Source organism: Pseudomonas sp. CIP-10 (genome assembly GCF_020911845.1).
Lineage (GTDB): Bacteria > Pseudomonadota > Gammaproteobacteria > Pseudomonadales > Pseudomonadaceae > Aquipseudomonas > Aquipseudomonas alloputida.
In genome coordinates, this window is record NZ_CP087160.1 from 3,224,342 (window position 1) to 3,243,374 (window position 19,033).

Annotated in this window: 12 protein-coding genes; 11 read left to right on the top strand and 1 reads right to left on the bottom strand. The window is 64.2% G+C overall.

Annotation, left to right across the window (positions count from 1 at the left end):
* Nucleotides 1-2 precede the first annotated feature (2 nt).
* From LMH93_RS14640 to LMH93_RS14680, 9 genes are all read left to right on the top strand, one after another.
* Nucleotides 3-3,806, top strand: a complete 3,804-nt coding sequence (locus LMH93_RS14640) for a type VI secretion protein IcmF/TssM N-terminal domain-containing protein (RefSeq protein WP_230064306.1) — start codon at nt 3-5, stop codon at nt 3,804-3,806.
* Nucleotides 3,803-4,711: a type VI secretion system-associated protein TagF gene (gene tagF / locus LMH93_RS14645; RefSeq protein WP_003248338.1), complete on the top strand. Its 909-nt coding sequence runs from the start codon at nt 3,803-3,805 to the stop codon at nt 4,709-4,711. Before LMH93_RS14640 ends, tagF begins: the two co-directional genes overlap by 4 nt.
* The gene (gene tssM / locus LMH93_RS14650) at nt 4,708-7,203 is read left to right on the top strand and encodes a type VI secretion system membrane subunit TssM (RefSeq protein ID WP_230064307.1); all 2,496 of its coding nucleotides are present in this window, start codon (nt 4,708-4,710) and stop codon (nt 7,201-7,203) included. The genes tagF and tssM overlap by 4 nt, the downstream gene beginning before the upstream one ends.
* A gap of 143 nt (nt 7,204-7,346) precedes the next feature.
* Nucleotides 7,347-7,865, top strand: a complete 519-nt coding sequence (locus LMH93_RS14655; RefSeq protein ID WP_003248334.1) for an Hcp family type VI secretion system effector — start codon at nt 7,347-7,349, stop codon at nt 7,863-7,865.
* A gap of 95 nt (nt 7,866-7,960) precedes the next feature.
* On the top strand, nt 7,961-9,046 hold the full coding sequence (gene tssA, locus LMH93_RS14660) for a type VI secretion system protein TssA (protein WP_230064308.1): 1,086 nt from the start codon (nt 7,961-7,963) through the stop codon (nt 9,044-9,046).
* A gap of 167 nt (nt 9,047-9,213) precedes the next feature.
* The gene (locus LMH93_RS14665; protein WP_004576644.1) at nt 9,214-11,730 is read left to right on the top strand and encodes an excinuclease ABC subunit UvrA; all 2,517 of its coding nucleotides are present in this window, start codon (nt 9,214-9,216) and stop codon (nt 11,728-11,730) included.
* Nucleotides 11,731-11,818: 88 nt separating this feature from the next.
* The gene (locus LMH93_RS14670) at nt 11,819-12,325 is read left to right on the top strand and encodes a sigma-70 family RNA polymerase sigma factor (RefSeq protein WP_010953984.1); all 507 of its coding nucleotides are present in this window, start codon (nt 11,819-11,821) and stop codon (nt 12,323-12,325) included.
* The gene (locus LMH93_RS14675) at nt 12,325-13,287 is read left to right on the top strand and encodes a FecR domain-containing protein (protein ID WP_230064309.1); all 963 of its coding nucleotides are present in this window, start codon (nt 12,325-12,327) and stop codon (nt 13,285-13,287) included. The genes LMH93_RS14670 and LMH93_RS14675 overlap by 1 nt, the downstream gene beginning before the upstream one ends.
* A 153-nt stretch (nt 13,288-13,440) precedes the next feature.
* On the top strand, nt 13,441-15,858 hold the full coding sequence (locus tag LMH93_RS14680) for a TonB-dependent receptor (RefSeq protein ID WP_230064310.1): 2,418 nt from the start codon (nt 13,441-13,443) through the stop codon (nt 15,856-15,858).
* A 137-nt stretch (nt 15,859-15,995) separates the two neighbouring features.
* Here LMH93_RS14680 and LMH93_RS14685 read toward each other — a convergent pair whose 3' ends face one another.
* Complete coding sequence (locus tag LMH93_RS14685) at nt 15,996-16,871, bottom strand: AEC family transporter (protein WP_003248329.1); 876 nt, start codon at nt 16,869-16,871, stop codon at nt 15,996-15,998.
* Between the two features lie 427 nt (nt 16,872-17,298).
* Here LMH93_RS14685 and LMH93_RS14690 point away from each other — a divergent pair, with 427 nt between their 5' ends.
* Both LMH93_RS14690 and LMH93_RS14695 read left to right on the top strand, forming a co-directional pair.
* Entirely contained in the window at nt 17,299-18,597 is a 1,299-nt protein-coding gene (locus LMH93_RS14690) for an MFS transporter (RefSeq protein ID WP_003248327.1), read from the top strand.
* Nucleotides 18,598-18,678: 81 nt separating this feature from the next.
* Complete coding sequence (locus tag LMH93_RS14695; RefSeq protein WP_230064311.1) at nt 18,679-18,987, top strand: hypothetical protein; 309 nt, start codon at nt 18,679-18,681, stop codon at nt 18,985-18,987.
* The last annotated feature ends 46 nt before the right edge of the window (nt 18,988-19,033 follow it).

The following is a 19,033-nucleotide window of genomic DNA, read 5'->3' on the forward strand; positions in this document are numbered from 1 at the left end:
ACATGAAAACATTACTGCGTCTGTTGAAAAGTTTCTGGGTGCTGCTGCCATTGCTGTGGCTGGCTAGCCTGTTGATTTGCTGGCTGGCCGCGCCGCTGGTGCCGTGGCTGCGTCATCATGTGCCTGAAGCGCTGGCAATCATCAGTGCCTGCTTCCTGCTGGTAATCGTGCTGCGCCAATACCAGCGCATTCGCGCCGAACACAACCTGGAGAACCTGCTGCAGATCGAGGTCGACCGCTCGTGGAATGCCACTGGCGAGTTCCGTGACCAGCAGGTGCTGCGTGAGCGCCTGAAGCACGCCATCGCCATGCTGCGCACCGACCGCTCCGCGGGTGGCGGCGGCAAGGCGGCGCTGTCCGACCTGCCCTGGTACCTGGTGGTCGGCATGTCGGCGGCCGGCAAGACCTCGCTGCTGACCCATTCCGGCCTGTCGGCCAGCATCGCTACGGCCAACGACAGCGAAAGCGGTACCCAGCACTGCGACTGGTACTTCAGCCCCGACGCCGTGATGATCGACACCGCCGGGCGCTACCTGCGCGACGACCAGTCGGCCAGCGAGTTCTCGGCCTTTCTGCGCATGCTGCGTAAGCAGCGCGGCAAAGCGGCGATCAATGGCCTGGTCCTGGTGGTCAGCCTGCCCGAACTGCTGGCGGCCAACAGCGATGAGCGCAATGCCCTGGCGGCCCAGCTGGTGGCCCGGGTGGAAGAATACGCCGAATGCCTCGATGCCAACCCGCCGGTTTACCTGATGCTGAGCAAGACCGACCAGTTGCCGGGCTTCAGCCAGGCTTTCGACGGCCTCGACCTGCACGAACGCCAGCAGCCGCTGGGCATGACCTTTGGCCTTTCGGAAATACGCACCAACGGCCTGCACGCCGTGCTGCAGACGCGCCTGAAGAAGCTGCAAGCTCATATTCGCCAGCACGTCGACGCGCAGATGATCGCCCTCGGTGCCGAAGCCGACAGCACCCTGCTGAATTTCCCGCAGTACTTCGCCGCCCTCAGCGGTGTGCTCGAGCAATTCCTCGACCATTTCACCCGCGGCCATCGCGGCGGTGCCCCGCTGCTGCTGCGTGGCCTGTATTTCACCAGTGCACTGCAGAACGGGCAGCAACTGGGGCAGGTCTATGAAGACGTCATCGCCGACGAATTCGCCCTGCAGGCCGCCTACGATGAGCAGGCCGGGCACGTCGGCAAGGCCCTGGGCAACCGCAGCTACTTCATCACCGACACTTTCCGCCAGGTGATCTTCCCCGACCGCGACCTGATCCTTTACCAGTCGCGCCTGGGCCGCCAGGCTGCGTTCAGCCCACTGCTACTGGGCCTGGCCGCCGCCACCGGGGTGCTGTTCATCGGTTGGCAAGCGGTGTCGTTCGCCAATAACCGCCAGTGGCTGGACAGCCTGCGCGGGCAGCTGGCGCACATCGAGCAGGCAGCAGACCGCGAGCAGCAGCTGGCCGCAGGCAAGGGCCTGGAAGTGCTGCGTGAACAGATGGCCAACGTCGAAGCCCATCGCCTGCAGGGAGTGCCCTTGCAGTTGGGTGGCGGCCTGTACCAGGGCGAGGCGATTCACCAGGTGACCCGCAGCGCCTACCTGGCGCAGCTGCGCAGCCAGGCGCTGGAACCGATCGCACGCAGCCTGCAAGTGCAGATGCGGGCGTTCAATACCTTCGCCAACGGTATCAACCAGGAGCTGGAATTCACCCCGGCCCCGCAGCCGAAGAAGCGCAATGGCAAGTCGCTGGTCCCTGCCGTTGCAGCCAGGGCCAAGGCCGCGCTGGGCAACACCCGCGCTGGCGCCTATGCCGCCAAGGTCAACCTGGCCACTGCCAGCGATGGCGCCGAGCTGTCCGCCGCCACCGGTGGGCTGTCACTGTCCGAAGAAATGCTCGGGCGCCTGGACGAGCAGCAGGTGGCCTCGATCATCGAGGCCTACAACACCCTCAAGCTGTACCTGTTGCTGACCGAGCCCCAGGCCCATCCAGACCCGGCCTTCGTCGCTGCCAGCCTGCCCCAGGCCTGGGCCAGCGCCGCAGGCGAAGGCACCCCGGCCGACGCTGGCGTGATCGCGGAAAATGCCCCGCTGTACGTGCAGTTGCTGGAGCAGGGCCAAGCGCCGTCGTTGCCGCGCAACGAACAGCTGATCAACGAAACCCGGCAGAACCTCAAGTCGTTCATGATCTCCAGCTCGCTGGTCGATCGCGAGTACCTGCGCCTGCAGCTCGAGTCGAGCCGGCAGTTCCCGGCGCTGAGCCTCAACGACCTGGTCCCGCAACCAGGCCGCGCGCTGCTGTACGGAACCGCTGGTGTGCCGGCGATCTACACCCGCCAGGGCTGGGACACCTTCGTCAAGCCCGAGCTGATCAAGCTGGTGTCGGGCAATCTGCGCAACGAGTCGGACTGGGTGCTGGACGGCGAAGGCGGCGATGCCATCGTGCAGAAGGCCAACTTCGTGCGCGAGTTCATGACCCGCTACAAGCGCGACTACACCCAGGCCTGGTACAAGATGGTCAGCAGCGTTGGCGTGCGCCACTTCGCCGACCTGGCCTCGGCGACCCGGGAATTGGGGCTGTTGAGCGACGTGCAGAACTCGCCAGTGAAGAACCTGCTGCAGGCGGTCAACGACAATACCCAGTGGGACCTGCCGGTCAAGCAGGCCATCCCGGCCCCCGGCACCACCCGCAATGACGGTTTCTGGAGCAAGGTCACCGGTCTGTTCGACGCCAACGACACCCTGCCTGCCAACGTCGCCCCGGCCCTGCCGGCGGTGGACGACGGTAGCCTGGCCAAGCGCTTCGAGCCGGTGGCGCGGGTGTTCGCCGAAAACAACGCCGAAGGCGCCGACAGCACCATCATGGACCGCTACCTGGCCGCCTTGCGCAAACTCAAGGTGCGCATGAACAACATCCAGCGCTCGCAGGATGTGGGCAAGAGCAGCAAACAGTTGATCAGCGAGACCCTGGAAGGCCAGCCGAGCGAAATCACCACCGTGCGCAATTACGTGGAAAGCAGCGTCGACACCAGCCAGGATGGCCTGTCGCGCTCGCTGCAGGGGCTGTTCAGCCTGCCCATCCAGTATGCCTGGACGACCCTGCGCGACCCGGCCGGCGAGCAGATCGCCAAGGCCTGGGCGCAGCAGATCGCCAAGCCCTGGGAGCAGGTCATGGCACACCGTTACCCGATTGCCGGCAGCAGCCGCAACGAGGCTTCGGTGAAAGACCTGCAACGGTTCGTGGATCCCGACAGCGGCCTGCTGCCGGCCTTCAAGCGCAACGAAATCGGCAACCTGGCCGGTGGTGAAGGTCTGGGTGTGGGCGATGGCAAGGGGCCGGCGCTGGTCAACCCTGGCATGCTCAACAGCATCGACAAGGCCAGCTCCGTGGGCCAGGTGATCGCCAGCCTGTCGGACCGTGACAACGGCTTCGAAATCATGCTGGAACCTTCAGCCAACTTCACCGACATCGTCTTCACGCTCGATGGCCAGGAGCAGCACTACCGCAACGGCCGCAGCAGCTGGAACCGCTTCGCCTGGCCGGGCACCAGCACCGCGCCGGGCGCGCGCCTGGACGTCGTCACCCTGAGCGGCACACGGGTCACCGTGTTCGATTTCCCAGGGCGGTGGGGCCTGCTGCGCATGAACGAGAGCGCTCGGGTCGACGACCTGGACGGCATTCAGCAACGCTTCAGCTGGAACACCGCCAGCGGCCGCGTAAGCCTTGTCGTGCGCAACTTCGGTGGGGTCAAGCTGACCGATCTGGGTGACGTCAAGGCCCTGAGCGCCCTCAACAGCAGGGGCGCGCAATGATCGGTTGCTTCGGCAAGCTGCCGTCGAGCGCAGATTTCGTCAGCCTGCATGGGGCGGCGGAAGAAGTCTGCGAGTTCGACGCCTGGTTGCAGTCATCGCTGGCAGCCATGCGCTACCGCGATGACTGGCAGGCGTTGTTCGACGCGCTGCCGATGTGTTTTTTCACCTACCGCGCACGCAACGGCAACTGGCTACTGGGTGGCCTGCTCAGCTCGCGCGATGCCAGCCAGCGGCGCTACCCGTTCTTCATCTTCCAGCTGCTCAAGGGCGATGACAGTACTGGGCTGGTCAACCCGTTCACGCTTGGCGAGCTGTTCAGCGCGCAGATCAAGCCGATGCTGCACCAGGCCGTGCAAGGCGCCGACTGCGCCCGCCTGTTCGAACGGATCAAGGCCTTGCGCCCGCTGCAGGGCCAGGACCTGGACCTGTTCCGCCGGGTGCACGCCAAGTTCCTGCATGATTTCAGCTTCACGGATGTGGCCCGTGCCCTTCATGGGTCCTGGCCAGGTTTCGACAGTGCCACTGCCCTCGCCCACCTGCAGCTCGGCCGTGCCTCGCTGCTGGGCGACTTTGCAGGCGGCATCGAATTGCCGTTGCCGGCCGAACGTGGCCTTAAAAACCCCACTGCCGACCTGTGGCTGACCTGGCTGGCCCGCATGAGCGAACACCGAGCGCTACCGGCAGTGAGCCTGTTGGCCGACGACTTCATGCACCCGCAGCTGTACTGCTTCCCGGCGCGCCACGCCAGCTGTGCCTACCGCCTGCTCAGTGGCTGTGCCGACCCGCGCCAGCACCTGGAGTTGCTCAGCCCGCTGACAACGGTGCCACGGCTGCACGATTACGACCGCCCCCTTGAACATGTCATCGACCAGTTCGTCGATGCACTGGATGCGACGCCTGTATGAACAAGCTCAAGTACTACTGCCTGCGCTACCAACCCTACCTGCTGGGCGTGGCGTTCTTCCTGGCGATCTTCCTGGTCTGGGCCATCGGCCGAGCCTTCGGCTTCGCCTCGCTGCACAGCCTGCTGGCCGGGATCGGCGTGTTTCTGCTGCTGTCGGCGGGCTATGTACTGCTGCTGTACCGCGGCGTGGGTCAGCACCACAACCTTGAAGGCCTGCTGCGCGACGACGCCGACCAGGCCGTACTCAGTGCAGCCCCGGCCGACCGGGAAGAAGTCAGCCTGTTGCGCGAGCGCCTGCTGCAGGGCATCGAGCGCCTGCACAGCAACAAGCCGCGCGGTACCTCGAACAAGGATGCCCTGTATGCCCTGCCCTGGTACCTGGTCATTGGCCAGCCTGCCGCCGGCAAGAGCACGATGATCCTGCAATCTGGCCTTAACTTCCCCTATGCCGAGCGCGAAGGCGTGCGGGTCGCGGGCCTGGGCGGCACGCGCAACTGCGACTGGTTCTTCAGCTCTGAAGCGGTACTGCTGGACACTGCCGGGCGCTACATGAACAGCCCCGAGGAAGCCGGCAAGTGGCGCGGCTTTTTGCAACTACTGCGCCAGCACCGCCAGCGCCGTCCCCTTAACGGCTTGATCGTCAGCGTCAGCATCGCCGATATCCTGCATGGCTCGGTCGAAGACCAGGAGCGCGTGGCCAAGCGCCTGCGCGAACGCATTCAGGAAAGCTGCGCGCTGCTTGAAGTGCGCCTGCCAATCTACCTGGTTTTCACCAAGTGCGACCTGATCCCTGGTTTCACCGCGTTCTATCGCCAGCTGGACGACGCCGCGCGTGGTGAAGTGATGGGTAAAACCTTCTCTCACAAGGGGTACGAGCAAGCCGACTGGGGCCAGCGCTTCAGCAATGCGATGGACGAGCTGACCCGTTACTGGGGGCAGATGGCGAGCCAGCAGCTGGTGCAGCAGGACATACAAGTCACTCGGCAGAACAACGCTGCCTACCGCTTCCCGCTGGAACTGGCCGCGCTCAAGCCGCGCCTGCATCAGTTCGTCGACAGCCTGCTGCGTGCCAACCCTTACCAGAATGCCGAAATGCTGCGCGGTTTCTATTTCACCGCGGCGCTGCAGGCCGACGAGGCTCAGTGGGGCTGCCACGGCCAGCATGTGGCCGAACGCTTCGCGCTCGAACACGCAGAAGGAACGGGCACTTCCGGCAGCCAGCCGGCGCCGCTGTTCATCAACAGCCTGTTCCGCAAAGTGATCATTCCCGACCAGCATTTGGTGGCGCTGTACACCAGCAACCACCGTGAACGCCGGCGCAAGGCCGGGTGGGTGGGCGCTGCCGGCCTGGCGGCACTGGTGCTGTGCAGCCTGTGGGGCTGGTCGTACCTGAACAACCGCGCCACCCTGGCCAGCATTGCCGACGAACTGGCCCAGGCCAAGGCCGACGACCAGGCGGCCAGCGGCCAGTACACCGCCTGGCGAAGCCTCGACCGCTTGCGCTTCTGGGCTGCTCACTACCATGAGCAACACCACACAAAGGGCGTGCCCCTCAGCATGCGCCTGGGCCTGTACCAGGGCCATGAGGTCGAGCCGCTGCTGCGCAACCGCTACTTCGCCATGTTGCAGAACGTGATGCTAAAGCCCACGGCCGATAATCTGACCCGCACCCTGTACCTGCTGACCACGCTCAAGGTCTACCAGCGCAACACCCGTGAGCTGCAGCCAGTGAGCGGCATTGACAGCGTAGAGGCCGAGGCGCTGCCCCATGACAACCGCGCCCAGTCGATCGCCAATTTCGGAAAGGCGGCCCTGGACACTTACGTGATGCTTTCTCCGGGCCAGCGCGAGCATGCCGACCCGGCGTTTCTCAAGGCGCACCTGCCGGACTACTGGTACCCGGCCATCGCCCGCCATACCGGCAAGAGCATGGCCGCCGCTGGCAGCGAGGCCGGTGGCAACCAGGACTACCTGTATGCCAGCCGCCAGATCACGTTCTATAGCGACCAGATCCGTGAGCCAGATGTACCGCGCATCCTCGACAACGCCTTCCTGATGTCCAGTTCGCGCAACTACATCGACAGCCTGCGGGCCCAGTCACTGCGTGCGATCGAGACCATCACGCTGGAATCCGACACCCTGTTCGCCTTCGGCCGCGCCGATTTCCAGAGCCTGAAAAACGAAGGCCAGCATCAGCTGAGCGCAATTGCCAGCAAGCTGCTGAACACCCCGAATATCGGCAAGATCATCATCTCGGGGCACGCCGACCAACTGGGTGACAGCCAGGGCAACCTGCAGGTTTCGAAACAACGGGCGCAAACCATCCGCACCTATCTGGTTGGCAAGGGCGTACCTGCCGAGCTGGTGGTCGCGCAGGGCGAAGGCAGCCGCAAGCCATTGGTCAACTGCGACATGCAACAACCGCGAACGCAGTTGATCAAGTGCCTGGAGCCCAACCGCCGGGTGGAAATCGAAGTGCGTGGGCTTAACTGAGCCACGCCGCAATAACCGGTCGCTGGGGCCTCACAGGATGAGGCCCGGGCGGCGGCAAGCTACCTCTGCCGGCACGCCCGGCGAGGTCAAAACCAAGGGGCGCATGAGCAACCCTTTACATGTTGTTAATGGAGAGTTTCACAATGGCATTTGACGCGTATATCCAAATCGACGGCATCCCAGGCGAAGTACTGGATGAAAAACACAAGGACTGGATCGAAGTGCTGGGCTACGAGTACGGCGCCACCCAGGCTACGTCGGCAACCGCCAGCTCTTCGGGCGGTGCGTCCTCCGAGCGCGTTGCCCTGAGCGACTTCAAGATCCGCAAGGCAGTCGACAAGGCATCGGCCAAACTGTTCGAACACTGCTGCACCGGCAAGCACATCGCCAAGCTGAAGCTGAACGTGAACCGCGCCGGTGGCGACAAGGTCACCTACCTGACCATCGACATGGAAGAAGTGGTGGTCTCTTCGGTCAGGTTTGTCGCCGGTGGCAACCAGAGTGGTGAAGACAAGGCGGTCAGCGACCTGCCAGTTGAAGAAATCAGCTTCAACTTTGCCCGCATCAAAACCACCTACACCCAGCAGAACCGCACCGACGGCCAGGCCGGCGGCAACATCGTAGGTGGCTGGGACCGCACCGCGAACAAAGTGTTTGCCTAAGCACGTACCGAACCATGGGCCGCTTCGGCGGCCTGTGTTCCGCAGCGCGCCGGGTTTTCTGGCGCGCTGTTCATTAGCCATGTCCAGAGTGTTCTATGCCTGAAATTCTCAATGACCTCTCGCTGGCCACACTGGTCGCCCCTATCGAGGGTGGCAGTGGTGAAGACTTGAGCTTCTCTGCCTTGTTCGACCAGATCAAGGAGGCACGCCGGGCGGACCCTGACTACCTGACCCAGGGCGACTGGCAAACCGACTTGAAGACTGCCGACTGGGAGCAGGTGATCAACCTGTCGGCTCAAGGGCTTGCGCAGCAAAGCAAAGACCTGATGCTGGTGGCCTGGCTCTGCGAGGGGCTGGCCCAACGTGAACACTTCGAAGGCATCACCTTTGGCCTCGAGCTGACCGAACAGCTCCTGGTTGCGTTCTGGGAAACGCTGTACCCCACCCTCGAAGACGGCCTGGACGAGCGCGCGGCGCGACTGTCCTGGTTGAAGACCACGCTCACCGACATTGCCGGTGGCTTGCCCATTATCCAGGGGCAGCATTTTGGCGTGTTGCGCTATGACGAATCACGCCATGTAGAAAACCTCGCCTTGCAAAACCCCAAGGCGATGCAGACAGCACTGAACGAAGGCAAGATCAACGCCGAGATCTTCCAGCGTTCGGTAGCGCTTACCGACACCGACTACCTGCGCGCCAAGGCCCAGCAGATCGCTACCAGCCTGAATGCATGCAAACGCCTGCAGGCCAGCGCCGACCGCCTGTTCGGCCACGAGGCGCCCAGTTTTGCCAGCCTTGCCGACATGCTTTCGCGTGCCAGCCAACTGGCGGAAAAACTGCTCAAGGACCGCGGCGTCGAGCTACACCCCGCCATCCCGGAGGAAGCACAGCCTCAGGCCACGGACGCCAACCTCCACGAAGCAGGTGAAGCGATGAATGCCACGCCCCCGACGACCGCGCCTGCAGCCCTGCGCACCACCCCGCTGACCCGCGACGAGGCATTCACCATGCTTGCGGGCATCGCCCAGTACTTCAAACAGAGCGAGCCGCAAAGCCCGGTACCCTACCTGATCGAACGTGCGATCAAGTGGGGCAACATGCCGTTGGAAGGCTGGTTGAGTGACGTGATCAAGGACAACAATGTGGTGGACAACATCCGCGATGTGCTGGGTACCCGCTAGGGTCTGCAATAAAAGCCTTGAGACGAACGTCAGGTAAGGCGAAAACAGCCGGCGCCCTGCCACCCCACCGGCTCCATCGGGTAGATTCCTTGACTGCTGCCCACGCAAGGACGCTGCAATTGCTGTTAACTTGAGCGCACTGCTCAGCTTCAGACAAGGACTGCTTCATGCCTCCAAGCCCGACCACCCCAAGCGGTTTCATCCGCGTCCGTGGCGCCCGCGAGCACAACCTTAAGAACATCGATGTCGATATCCCCCGCGATGCCTTGGTGGTGTTCACTGGCGTGTCCGGCTCGGGCAAGTCTTCGCTGGCGTTCTCCACGCTGTATGCCGAAGCCCAGCGGCGTTATTTCGAATCGGTGGCGCCCTATGCCCGGCGCCTGATCGACCAGGTTGGCGTGCCGGATGTCGATGCCATCGACGGGCTACCGCCGGCGGTGGCCCTTCAGCAGCAACGCGGCACACCGAGTGCACGTTCCTCGGTGGGTAGCGTGACCACCTTGTCCAGTTCGATCCGCATGCTTTACTCCCGCGCAGGCCATTACCCGGCCGGGCAAGCGATGCTGTACGCCGAAGACTTTTCTCCGAACACGCCCCAGGGCGCTTGCCCGCAGTGCCATGGCCTGGGCCGTGTCTACGAGGTGACCGAAGCGACCATGGTCCCCGACCCGTCGCTGACCATTCGTGAGCGTGCGGTGGCGGCGTGGCCAATGGCGTGGCAAGGGCAAAACCTGCGCGACATCCTGGTCACGCTGGGCTATGACGTCGATATCCCTTGGCGCGACCTGCCTCAGGCGCAGCGCGACTGGATCCTGTTCACTGAAGAGACGCCCACCGCCCCCGTGTATGCCGGCCTGACCCCGGCGCAGACCCGCGAAGCGCTCAAGCGCAAGCTGGAGCCCAGCTATCAAGGCACGTTCATGGGTGCCCGGCGTTACGTGCTGCATACCTTCATGCACTCGCAGAGCGCGCAGATGCGCAAGCGTGTGGCCCAGTACATGCACCCCAGCCCCTGCCCGCTGTGCCAGGGCAAACGCCTGAAGCGCGAAGCGCTGGCCGTGACCTTCGCCGGGCTGGACATCGCCGAACTGTCGCACCTGTCGTTGCAGGCGCTGGCTGAGGTGTTCCGCAAGGTGGCGGCAGCCGACTACCTGACCCGGCAGCAGGACGAGCTGACACTGGAAAAACGCCTGGCGGCCCAACGTATCGCCAAAGAACTGCTCGAACGCATTGATACGCTGCTTGACCTCGGCCTCGGTTACCTGGCCCTGGAGCGTAGCACCCCGACCTTGTCCTCTGGTGAACTGCAACGCCTGCGCCTGGCCACCCAGCTGAATTCGCAGCTGTTTGGGGTGGTTTACGTACTCGACGAGCCGTCGGCCGGCTTGCACCCGGCCGACAGTGAAGCGCTGTTCGAAGCCCTGCAGCGCCTGAAACAGGCTGGCAACTCGGTGTATGTGGTGGAGCACGACCTGGACACCATGCGCCGCGCCGACTGGCTGGTGGATGTAGGGCCAGCTGCCGGCGAACACGGCGGCACCATCCTCTACAGCGGGCCGCCCGCCGGCCTGGCCGAGGTGCAACAGTCATGCACCCGCACCTACCTGTTCGATGCCCCGGTACAGGCCACACGCGCCCCCCGCCAAGCACGCGACTGGCTGAAGCTTGAAGGCATCACGCGCAATAACCTCGATAACCTGAGCGCCGCATTTCCGTTGGGCTGCTTTACCGCCGTTACCGGTATTTCCGGCTCGGGCAAATCCAGCCTGGTCAGCCAGGCCCTGCTGGAACTGGTGGGGGCACACCTGGGCCATGCCGAGCAACCTAGCGAGCCCGAAGCGCAAAGCCTGGAAGACGAACCTGAACAGACCAGCAGCGGCCACGTAAGCGCCGGGCTTGGCAGCATCAAGCGGCTGGTGCAAGTTGACCAGAAGCCGATCGGCCGCACGCCGCGCTCCAACCTGGCCACCTACACAGGCCTGTTCGACCACGTGCGCAAATGCTTCGCGGCTACCGAGCAGGCCAAGGCACAGGGCTTCGACGCCGGGCGCTTTTCGTTCAACGTTGCCAAGGGCCGGTGCGCCAACTGCGAGGGAGAGGGTTTCGTCAGCGTCGAGCTGCTGTTCATGCCCAGCGTGTACGCGCCCTGCCCGACCTGCCAGGGTGCCCGCTACAACCCCGAAACCCTGGCGGTGAGCTGGCAAGGCATGAACATCGCGCAAGTGCTGCAGTTGACCGTCGACCAGGCCCTGCAGGTTTTTGCCGAGCAACCGCCTGCCCGCCGTTGTCTGCAAGTGCTGCAGGATATCGGCCTGGGCTACTTGCGTCTGGGCCAACCGGCCACCGAGCTGTCCGGTGGTGAAGCGCAGCGGATCAAGCTAGCGACCGAACTGCAGCGCATGGCCCGCGGGGCGACCCTGTATGTGCTGGATGAGCCCACCAACGGCTTGCACCCGCAGGACATCGACCGGCTGCTGGTACAGCTGAACCGCCTGGTAGAAAGCGGGCATAGCGTGGTGGTGGTCGAACACGACATGCGAGTGGTGGCGCAGAGCGACTGGGTGATCGATATCGGGCCGGGGGCTGGCGATGCCGGGGGCAAGGTGGTGGTCAGTGGCACGCCGCAGGTGGTGGCGGCATGTACCGACAGCCGCACGGCGGCGTTTTTGGCCAAGGCCTTGTGACCCTTGCGCATTGCCAGTTTCCTGGGCCGCCGATTAGAATGCGATCAATTCTTGATTGCACTCATGCTTCCGGAGCCTCGCGCCCGCCATGCCACCCGCCGAACCTAGCCTCAACCTGCAGGTCCAGACGCTGTACACCGAGCACCATGGCTGGCTGCAGGGTTGGCTGGGCCGTAAACTGGGCAATGCCTGCGATGCCGCCGACCTGGCTCACGACACGTTCGTGCGCCTGCTCAGCCGCCAAGGCAACCCCTACTTTGGCAACGAACCCCGGGCCTTGCTTACTCATATAGCCAAGGGCCTGGTGGTCGACCGCTGGCGCCGCCAGGATGTCGAGCGGGCCTACCTGGAGGCCATCGCCCATTTGCCGCAACCCGAGGTGCCTTCGCCGGAAACGCGCTGGCTGATCCTTGAAACCCTGTACCGCATCGACGCCATGCTGCGCGACATGCCGGCGCGGGTACGTCAGGTGTTCCTGCTGTCACAGCTGGACGGCCTGACCTACGCCCAAATCGCCGAACAGCTGCAGGTTTCGCTGATCACGATCAAGCGCGACATGCGCACGGCATTCCTTGCCTGCCTGAGCATCGAGTGATGGTGCAGCGCATTGACCCGCTGATCCTGGGCGAAGCGGCTGACTGGCTGGTGCAGCTGCAATCGGGTACCGCCACTGAGGCCGACCACCGCGCCGTGCAGGCCTGGTGCAAGCGCAGTGCCCAGCACGCCCAGGCGTGGCAGCGTGCAGAGGCCATCCTCGGTGATTTCCGCCGCCTGCCCACACCGGTTACCGGTGAAACCCTGCGCCGTCTGAGCCGTAACGGCGCGGTAAGTCGTCGCCAAGCGCTGCATCGCCTGGGGCTGTGGCTGCTGGCAGCACCGGCAGCCTGGCTGGCCTGGCGCGAAACGCCGTGGCAGCAATGGACCGCCGATGCGCATACAGCGGTCGGCGAACAACGCACGTTGACGCTTGCCGACGGCAGCCAGGTGCTGCTTAACACTGACACCGCCATCGATATCACCTTTGACGCGCGACAGCGCCGCATTGACCTGCTGGCGGGCGAAATTCTACTGACCAGCGCCAAAGACCCTGCGACCCCGGCCCGGCCACTGTCAGTGCGCACCCTGCATGGGCAGGCAACTGCCAGGGGCACTCGCTTCAGCGTGCGCATCCATGGCCCGCTGACCCAGGTCGCCGTCCTGGAAGGCGCAGTCGACACTCGCCCGCTGCATACCGACGGCCTGTTGCTCAAGGCAGGCGAGCGCAGCGCTTTCGATGGGGACCGGGTGCTACCGGCCTCACCGCTGGAAACCGGTGACCTGGCCTGGGAGCACGGCATGCTGCTGGCTCGCGATATGCGCTTGGCCGACCTGCTGCAAGAGTTGGCCCGCTATCGCCCCGGCGTGCTGCGCTGCCACCCGGCAGTGCGCGAGCTGAAGGTGTCTGGCGCATTCCCGCTGGCCGACACCGATGCCAGCCTGCGGCTGCTGAGCGACACCCTGCCGGTGAACATTCAGGGCATGACCCGCTACTGGGTAACTGTGGAGCCACACGTGTGAAAGCCTGGCTACGCTCCCGGTGATCGCCAACCTTCAACGTGTGAGCAGGACAGTTGCTCCCACAGGGACGATGGGCAGCACGATTGATACCTTTTCCTGCGTCGTCCGGTGATGAGTGCAGAACCTTCATTTCTGCACCCACAGGACCCACGCATGACGCCTCGCCAGCCGTACCGCTTGCCTTTGAAGGCCCTGAGCCTTGCCATCGCCATGGCCGCCCTGGCCCCCACCGCGATGGCAGCCGACACCTCCGCGCGCACTTATCACCTGGCCGCCGGCCCGTTGGCCGATGTACTGGCGCGCTTTGCCGCCAACGCCGGGGTGGCGTTGTCATTCGACCCGGCCCTGCTCAGGGGCGTACAAAGCCAAGGCCTGGAGGGCAGCTACAGTATCGCGCAAGGCTTTGCCCGTCTGTTGGCCGGCAGTGGCTACAGCCTGATCACTACCGACAGTGGCGGTTATACCTTGGCGCCGACGGTCGACCTGGGCAATGCCGTGGAACTGGGCGCGACCACCATCAACAGCGACCTGGCCGCCAGCACCGATACCTGGCAAGGTGGCCAGGTAGCCCGTAGTGCCCGCCTGGGCGTGCTGGGCGACCAGGCAATCAGCGACGTGCCGTTCAGCGTTACCAGCTATACCGCCAAGACCATCGCCGACCAGCAGGCCCGTACCCTGGGTGACGTGCTGCTCAATGACGCGTCAGTGCGCCAGTCGGCGGGCTTTGGCAACTTTTCGCAGGTATTCACCATTCGCGGTTTGCCGCTGAACACCGACGACATCAGCTATAACGGCCTGTACGGGGTGCTACCGAGGCAGATCGTGACGACCGAGGCACTCGAGCGGGTCGAAGTATTCAAGGGTTCCAGTGCTTTTCTCAATGGGGTCGCGCCACAGGGTAGCGGCATCGGAGGGGCGATCAACCTGGTGCCCAAGCGTGCCGAAGATAGCGCCACGCGGCATGTCACCCTCGACTACGCCACGGGCGACAACGTGGGTGGTCACCTCGACCTGGGCCAGCGTTTTGGTGAAGACAACCGTTTTGGCGCCCGCATCAACCTGGCTCAGCATGACGGTGGCAGCGGCGTCGATGACGAGGCCCAGCATTCCACCCTGCTTGCCGTAGCCCTTGACTACCGTGGTGAACGGCTGCGCCTGTCCACCGACCTGGGTTACCAGAAAGAGCGTATCAACCAGGGCCGTGCGGTGATCTACCCCACCGGCAACAAGGTTCCCCGGGCGCCATCGGCGCGAGACAACTACTCGCAGGCCTGGAGCTGGTCGCAGCTGGAAGACACCTACGGCATGCTCAACGCCGAGTACGACCTGAACGACGCCTGGATGCTGTATGCCGGCGCCGGGGCCAAGCATACCCGTGAGAACGGCGAGTATTCCTCGCTCTATGTCAGTGACGGGAATGGCACCGCACGCGGCGGGTTCCTCTATGCGCCCCACGACGAAGACAACAAGAGCGCCGTCGCCGGCGTCAATGGCCGCTTTGCCACCGGCCCGGTCAGCCACCGGGTCAATTTTGGCCTGTCCGGCCTGTGGGGTGAGCAGCGCTCGGCCTACGAGGCGCTGGCGGCCAGCAAGCGTTATGACAGCAACCTTTACAACCCGGTCAAGGTGCCGCGCCCGACCGATACCTATTTCGGCAGCGATTTGCACGACCCGCGCATCGTCGGCAAAAACCGCAACAAGAGCGTCGCGCTGTCCGACACCCTGGGGCTGCTGGATGACCGCGTGCTGTTGACCGTGGGCGTGCGCCGGCAGTCGATCAGCGTCGACAGCTGGGCGACAGCCACAGGTGTGCGCAACACCCCTTACGATGAGTCGATCACAACCCCGGTGTATGGCCTGGTGATCAAACCTTGGGAGCATGTGTCGTTCTATGCCAACCGCATCGAGGGCCTGGCCCAGGGGCCAACGGCACCCTCGAGTGTCAGCAATGCCAACGAAGTATTCCCGCCCAAGCGCAGCAAACAGGTAGAGGCCGGGGTGAAGCTGGACTGGAACAGCTTTGGTGCGAGCCTGGGCGTGTACCGTATCGAGCAGCCCAACAGCGTGACCTATCGCGTTCCCGGGGCAGCGCTGGACACGTTCAGCATGGACGGCGAGCAGGTCAACAAGGGGGTGGAGCTGAACCTGTTCGGTGAACCGCTAGACGGCTTGCGTCTGCTGACAGGCGCGGTGTTCATGCACACCGAACAGAAAAACACGGCCTATGGCAGCAACGACGGCAACCGTGCTGCTGGCGTGCCGCGCTTTCAGTACAACCTGGGCGCCGACTGGGACGTGCCCGGTATCGAAGGCGCCGCGCTCAGTGCCCGGTTGCTGCGCACGGGTGGCCAGTATGTGAATGCGGCCAACAGCCTGAGCATCCCCGCCTGGACCCGGGTGGACCTGGGCGGGCGCTACCGCTTCAAGCTCGACGACAAGCAGGTGACATTGCGCGCCAATGTGGAGAACGTGGCGAACAAGGCGTACTGGGCTTCGGCGTCGACCTCGAACAACTACCTGACGCAAGGTACGCCGCGGGTTTTGCGCTTGTCGGCCAGTGTAGATTTCTAAGACGCCTTGATGAGCAAGGCTTGAACGATGCAGCGTCTGCAGTTCCTGCAGGGTGCCCCGGGTGCGTCCACGGCAGAACATGATGTGATTGCCACTGGCCTTTTCACGGACAAGCCCGCGAAAAGGCCAGAACAGGCTTACATCCACCAAGCCAGCACCACCGGCAACCAGGCAAACGACAGCACCGTAGAACACATCACCAGGTTCGCCACCTGCTCTGGCTCACGGTTGGCCCGCACCGCCATCAGGTAGTTGAACACGGCTACCGGCATCGCCGACTGCACCATCAGCACCGCACGCTCCAGGCTGTCCATACCCAGTACCGCGCCCACTGCCCAGCCCACCGCAGCCCCCAGGCCAATGCGCAAACCGCCCAGCAGCATGCCGCTGCCCACGTGACGCAGGCGAATGCTGGCCAGTGACACCCCCAGGGTCAGCAGCATGAGCGGAATGGTCATGCCGCCCAGCAGGTCTGCGGTATTGGCCAGCCAACGCGGCAGTTCGAAATCGAGAAAAATGATGGGCATGCCGCCGGCCAGGCTGATGACGATAGGGTTGCGCAGCAACGCCTTGAGCGAAGCCGCCGTGCCGGAGATGGCCATGCCGATGGTGAACTGCACGATCGACAGGGTCAGGAAAAATGCCACGGCCAGGGCCAGGCCATGCTCACCGAAGGCATACAGACTGATCGGCAGGCCCATGTTGCCGGTGTTGGGGAACATGAATGCCGGCAGCAGTACCCGCCAGTGCATGCCCGACGCGCGACACACTAGCAAAGCGGCCAAGGCCATCCCCAAGGTGCACAGCAAGCAGGCCACGGCCATGCTGGTAAAGGCATTCGGGTCCAGGTCGGTACGACTGAGGGTGGACAGTACCAGCGAAGGTGTGCCGACGGTCATCACCACCCGGGCGATGAAATCAGTGGGGTAATCCAGGCCCTTGCGGGCCCAGGCAAAACCAATGCCGGCGACGATGAAAACCGGGGCCAGGACTGCGAACAGCGACGCGAACATGGGGGGCCTTCCTTGGTGGGGTTCAGCATTATGCCGCACTCAGTGAGAGTACCGGGCCGATCTCACCGCACGCAGGCGCCGCCATCGAAAATGTCTGTGGAAGACATGTTCATGTCGCGCTGAGACTGCGGCGTCTCGTCGCACACCCAGGCCCCTTGGGCAAAAGCGTCCAAGCCCGTAGAATCCCGCTTCCTTTTCGCCCGTCGCCTTGAACGGTGGCAACCAGTAGCAATGACAGAGTCAGCGCCTGAACACATGAACGCACATGTGAAGTAGGCTCAACCCTCCCCGCCCGGCCCATCTCCCATAACGCCCAGCGGTTGAGTCTTGCCCAGGTCGCATCCGTGTCGCCACTCGCCCCTTGCCGGGTCGAGCCGGTGTGCGCGCCGAGAAGGTGCTCATTCCGCTCATCCAACTAGAGGTACGTATGTCTCCGCGTTTGCTGGCCATGGCGCTGGCGCCCCTGCTCGGGCTGTTCATCATTGCCCTGGGCAACGGCTTCATGTCTTCCCTGACCACCCTGCGCCTGGGCGCCGCCGGTGAGTCTGCAACCACCATTGGTATCGTCTCGTCGACTTACTTCATCGGCCTGACCCTCGGCGCCATCTTCAACGACCGGCTGATCCTGCGCATCGGCCACATCCGCGCCTACACCAGCTTCGCCTCGCTGATCGCCGTGACCATCCTGCTGCAAGGGTTGTTCTACGAGGTCACCTGGTGGTCGGTGCTACGCCTGATCAACGGCTGGGCCGCAGTGGGCGTGTTCCTGGTGATCGAAAGCTGGCTGCTGCTGGCCGGCGACGCGAAAATCCGCGGCCGCCTGCTGGCGCTATACATGATCGCCTTCTACGGCGCCGGGGTAATCGCCCAGGCCGGCCTTGGCGAAATCACCCAGCTAGGCGATACCGCCCCGTTCATGCTGGCCGGCGTGCTGGCCGCCCTGTCGGTGTTGCCGATCGTGATCCTGCCGCGGGTGTCGCCGCTGCTGGACCAGGTCGAACCCCTCAAACCCCGCCAGTTGCTGGGCGTGGCACCGTCGGGCCTGGTCGGCTGCTTCGGTTCGGGCGTAGCGATTGCCGGCATCTATGCCCTGCTGCCACTGTACTTGCAGCGCATCGGCCTGGAGGTGGGTGAAGTTGGCAACATGATGGCCTGGGTGATCCTTGGCGCGATGCTGCTGCAGTACCCGGTCGGGCGCTGGTCCGACCGCAAGGACCGCCTTGATGTGCTGCTCGCGCTGGCCGCGTTGTGCGTTGTCCTGTCGCTTGTAACGGTGTTCCTGCCATCGGACTCGTTCCTGCTGCCGGCCATGCTGTTCCTGCTGGGTGGTGGCGTGTTCACCCTGTACCCGGTGGCGGTCAGCCATGCGGCCGACCGCGCGCCGTCCGATGCGCTGGTGCCGATGATCCAGGGCCTGCTGCTGATCAACTCGCTGGGCTCGGCCATGGCACCGGTGGCCATTTCGCCGATGATGACCGAGTTTGGCGAGGCTGGGCTGTTCTGGGCGTTTGCCGTGGTCAACCTGGCCATGGTGTGCTTCTTCATGTGGCGCCGCGGCAAGCGCCCGGCGGCAGAGCACCCGGCGCCGTTCACCGCTTCGACCACCTTCTCGCCAACCGGTGCCGAGTTGCGGGTGACCGAAGACCTGATGCATGCGGCGCAGGAGCATCCGCCGCTGGAGCCGGTCGAAACCCCGGCACCCGCACAGCGCTCGGAATCTTGTTGATTGCCACTCGTCGCCCAGAAGGCACCCCGCCAGCCGCTGCCAGCCAAACGAATGACAGATCTTGCACAAAGGAGAAGTCCCATGATCCGCATTCGCCCGCTGTTCCTGTGCCTGGCGCTGGCCCTGACCAGCCTCACCGGCGCTGCCTTCGCCGCCACCGACACCCATACCGACAGCCATCCGCAAACTGACCAGTCCGGCGGCAAGACTGCCGGTGAAGGCAGCAGCGTCAACAGCCCCGGTAGCAGCAAAGGTAACGACAGCAGTGACACCGGCAGCAACGCCGATGCCGCCGACGGTGCCTCTGGCGGCTCCAACAGCACCGGCGAAGCCACTGGCTCTGGTGCCGGGGCCAGCGGAGGCACTGCCGAGGACCAGGACAGCCGCTGAGGCAGACCTGGACTAGACTAAGCCCTTGACGCCCTGCCAAGGATTG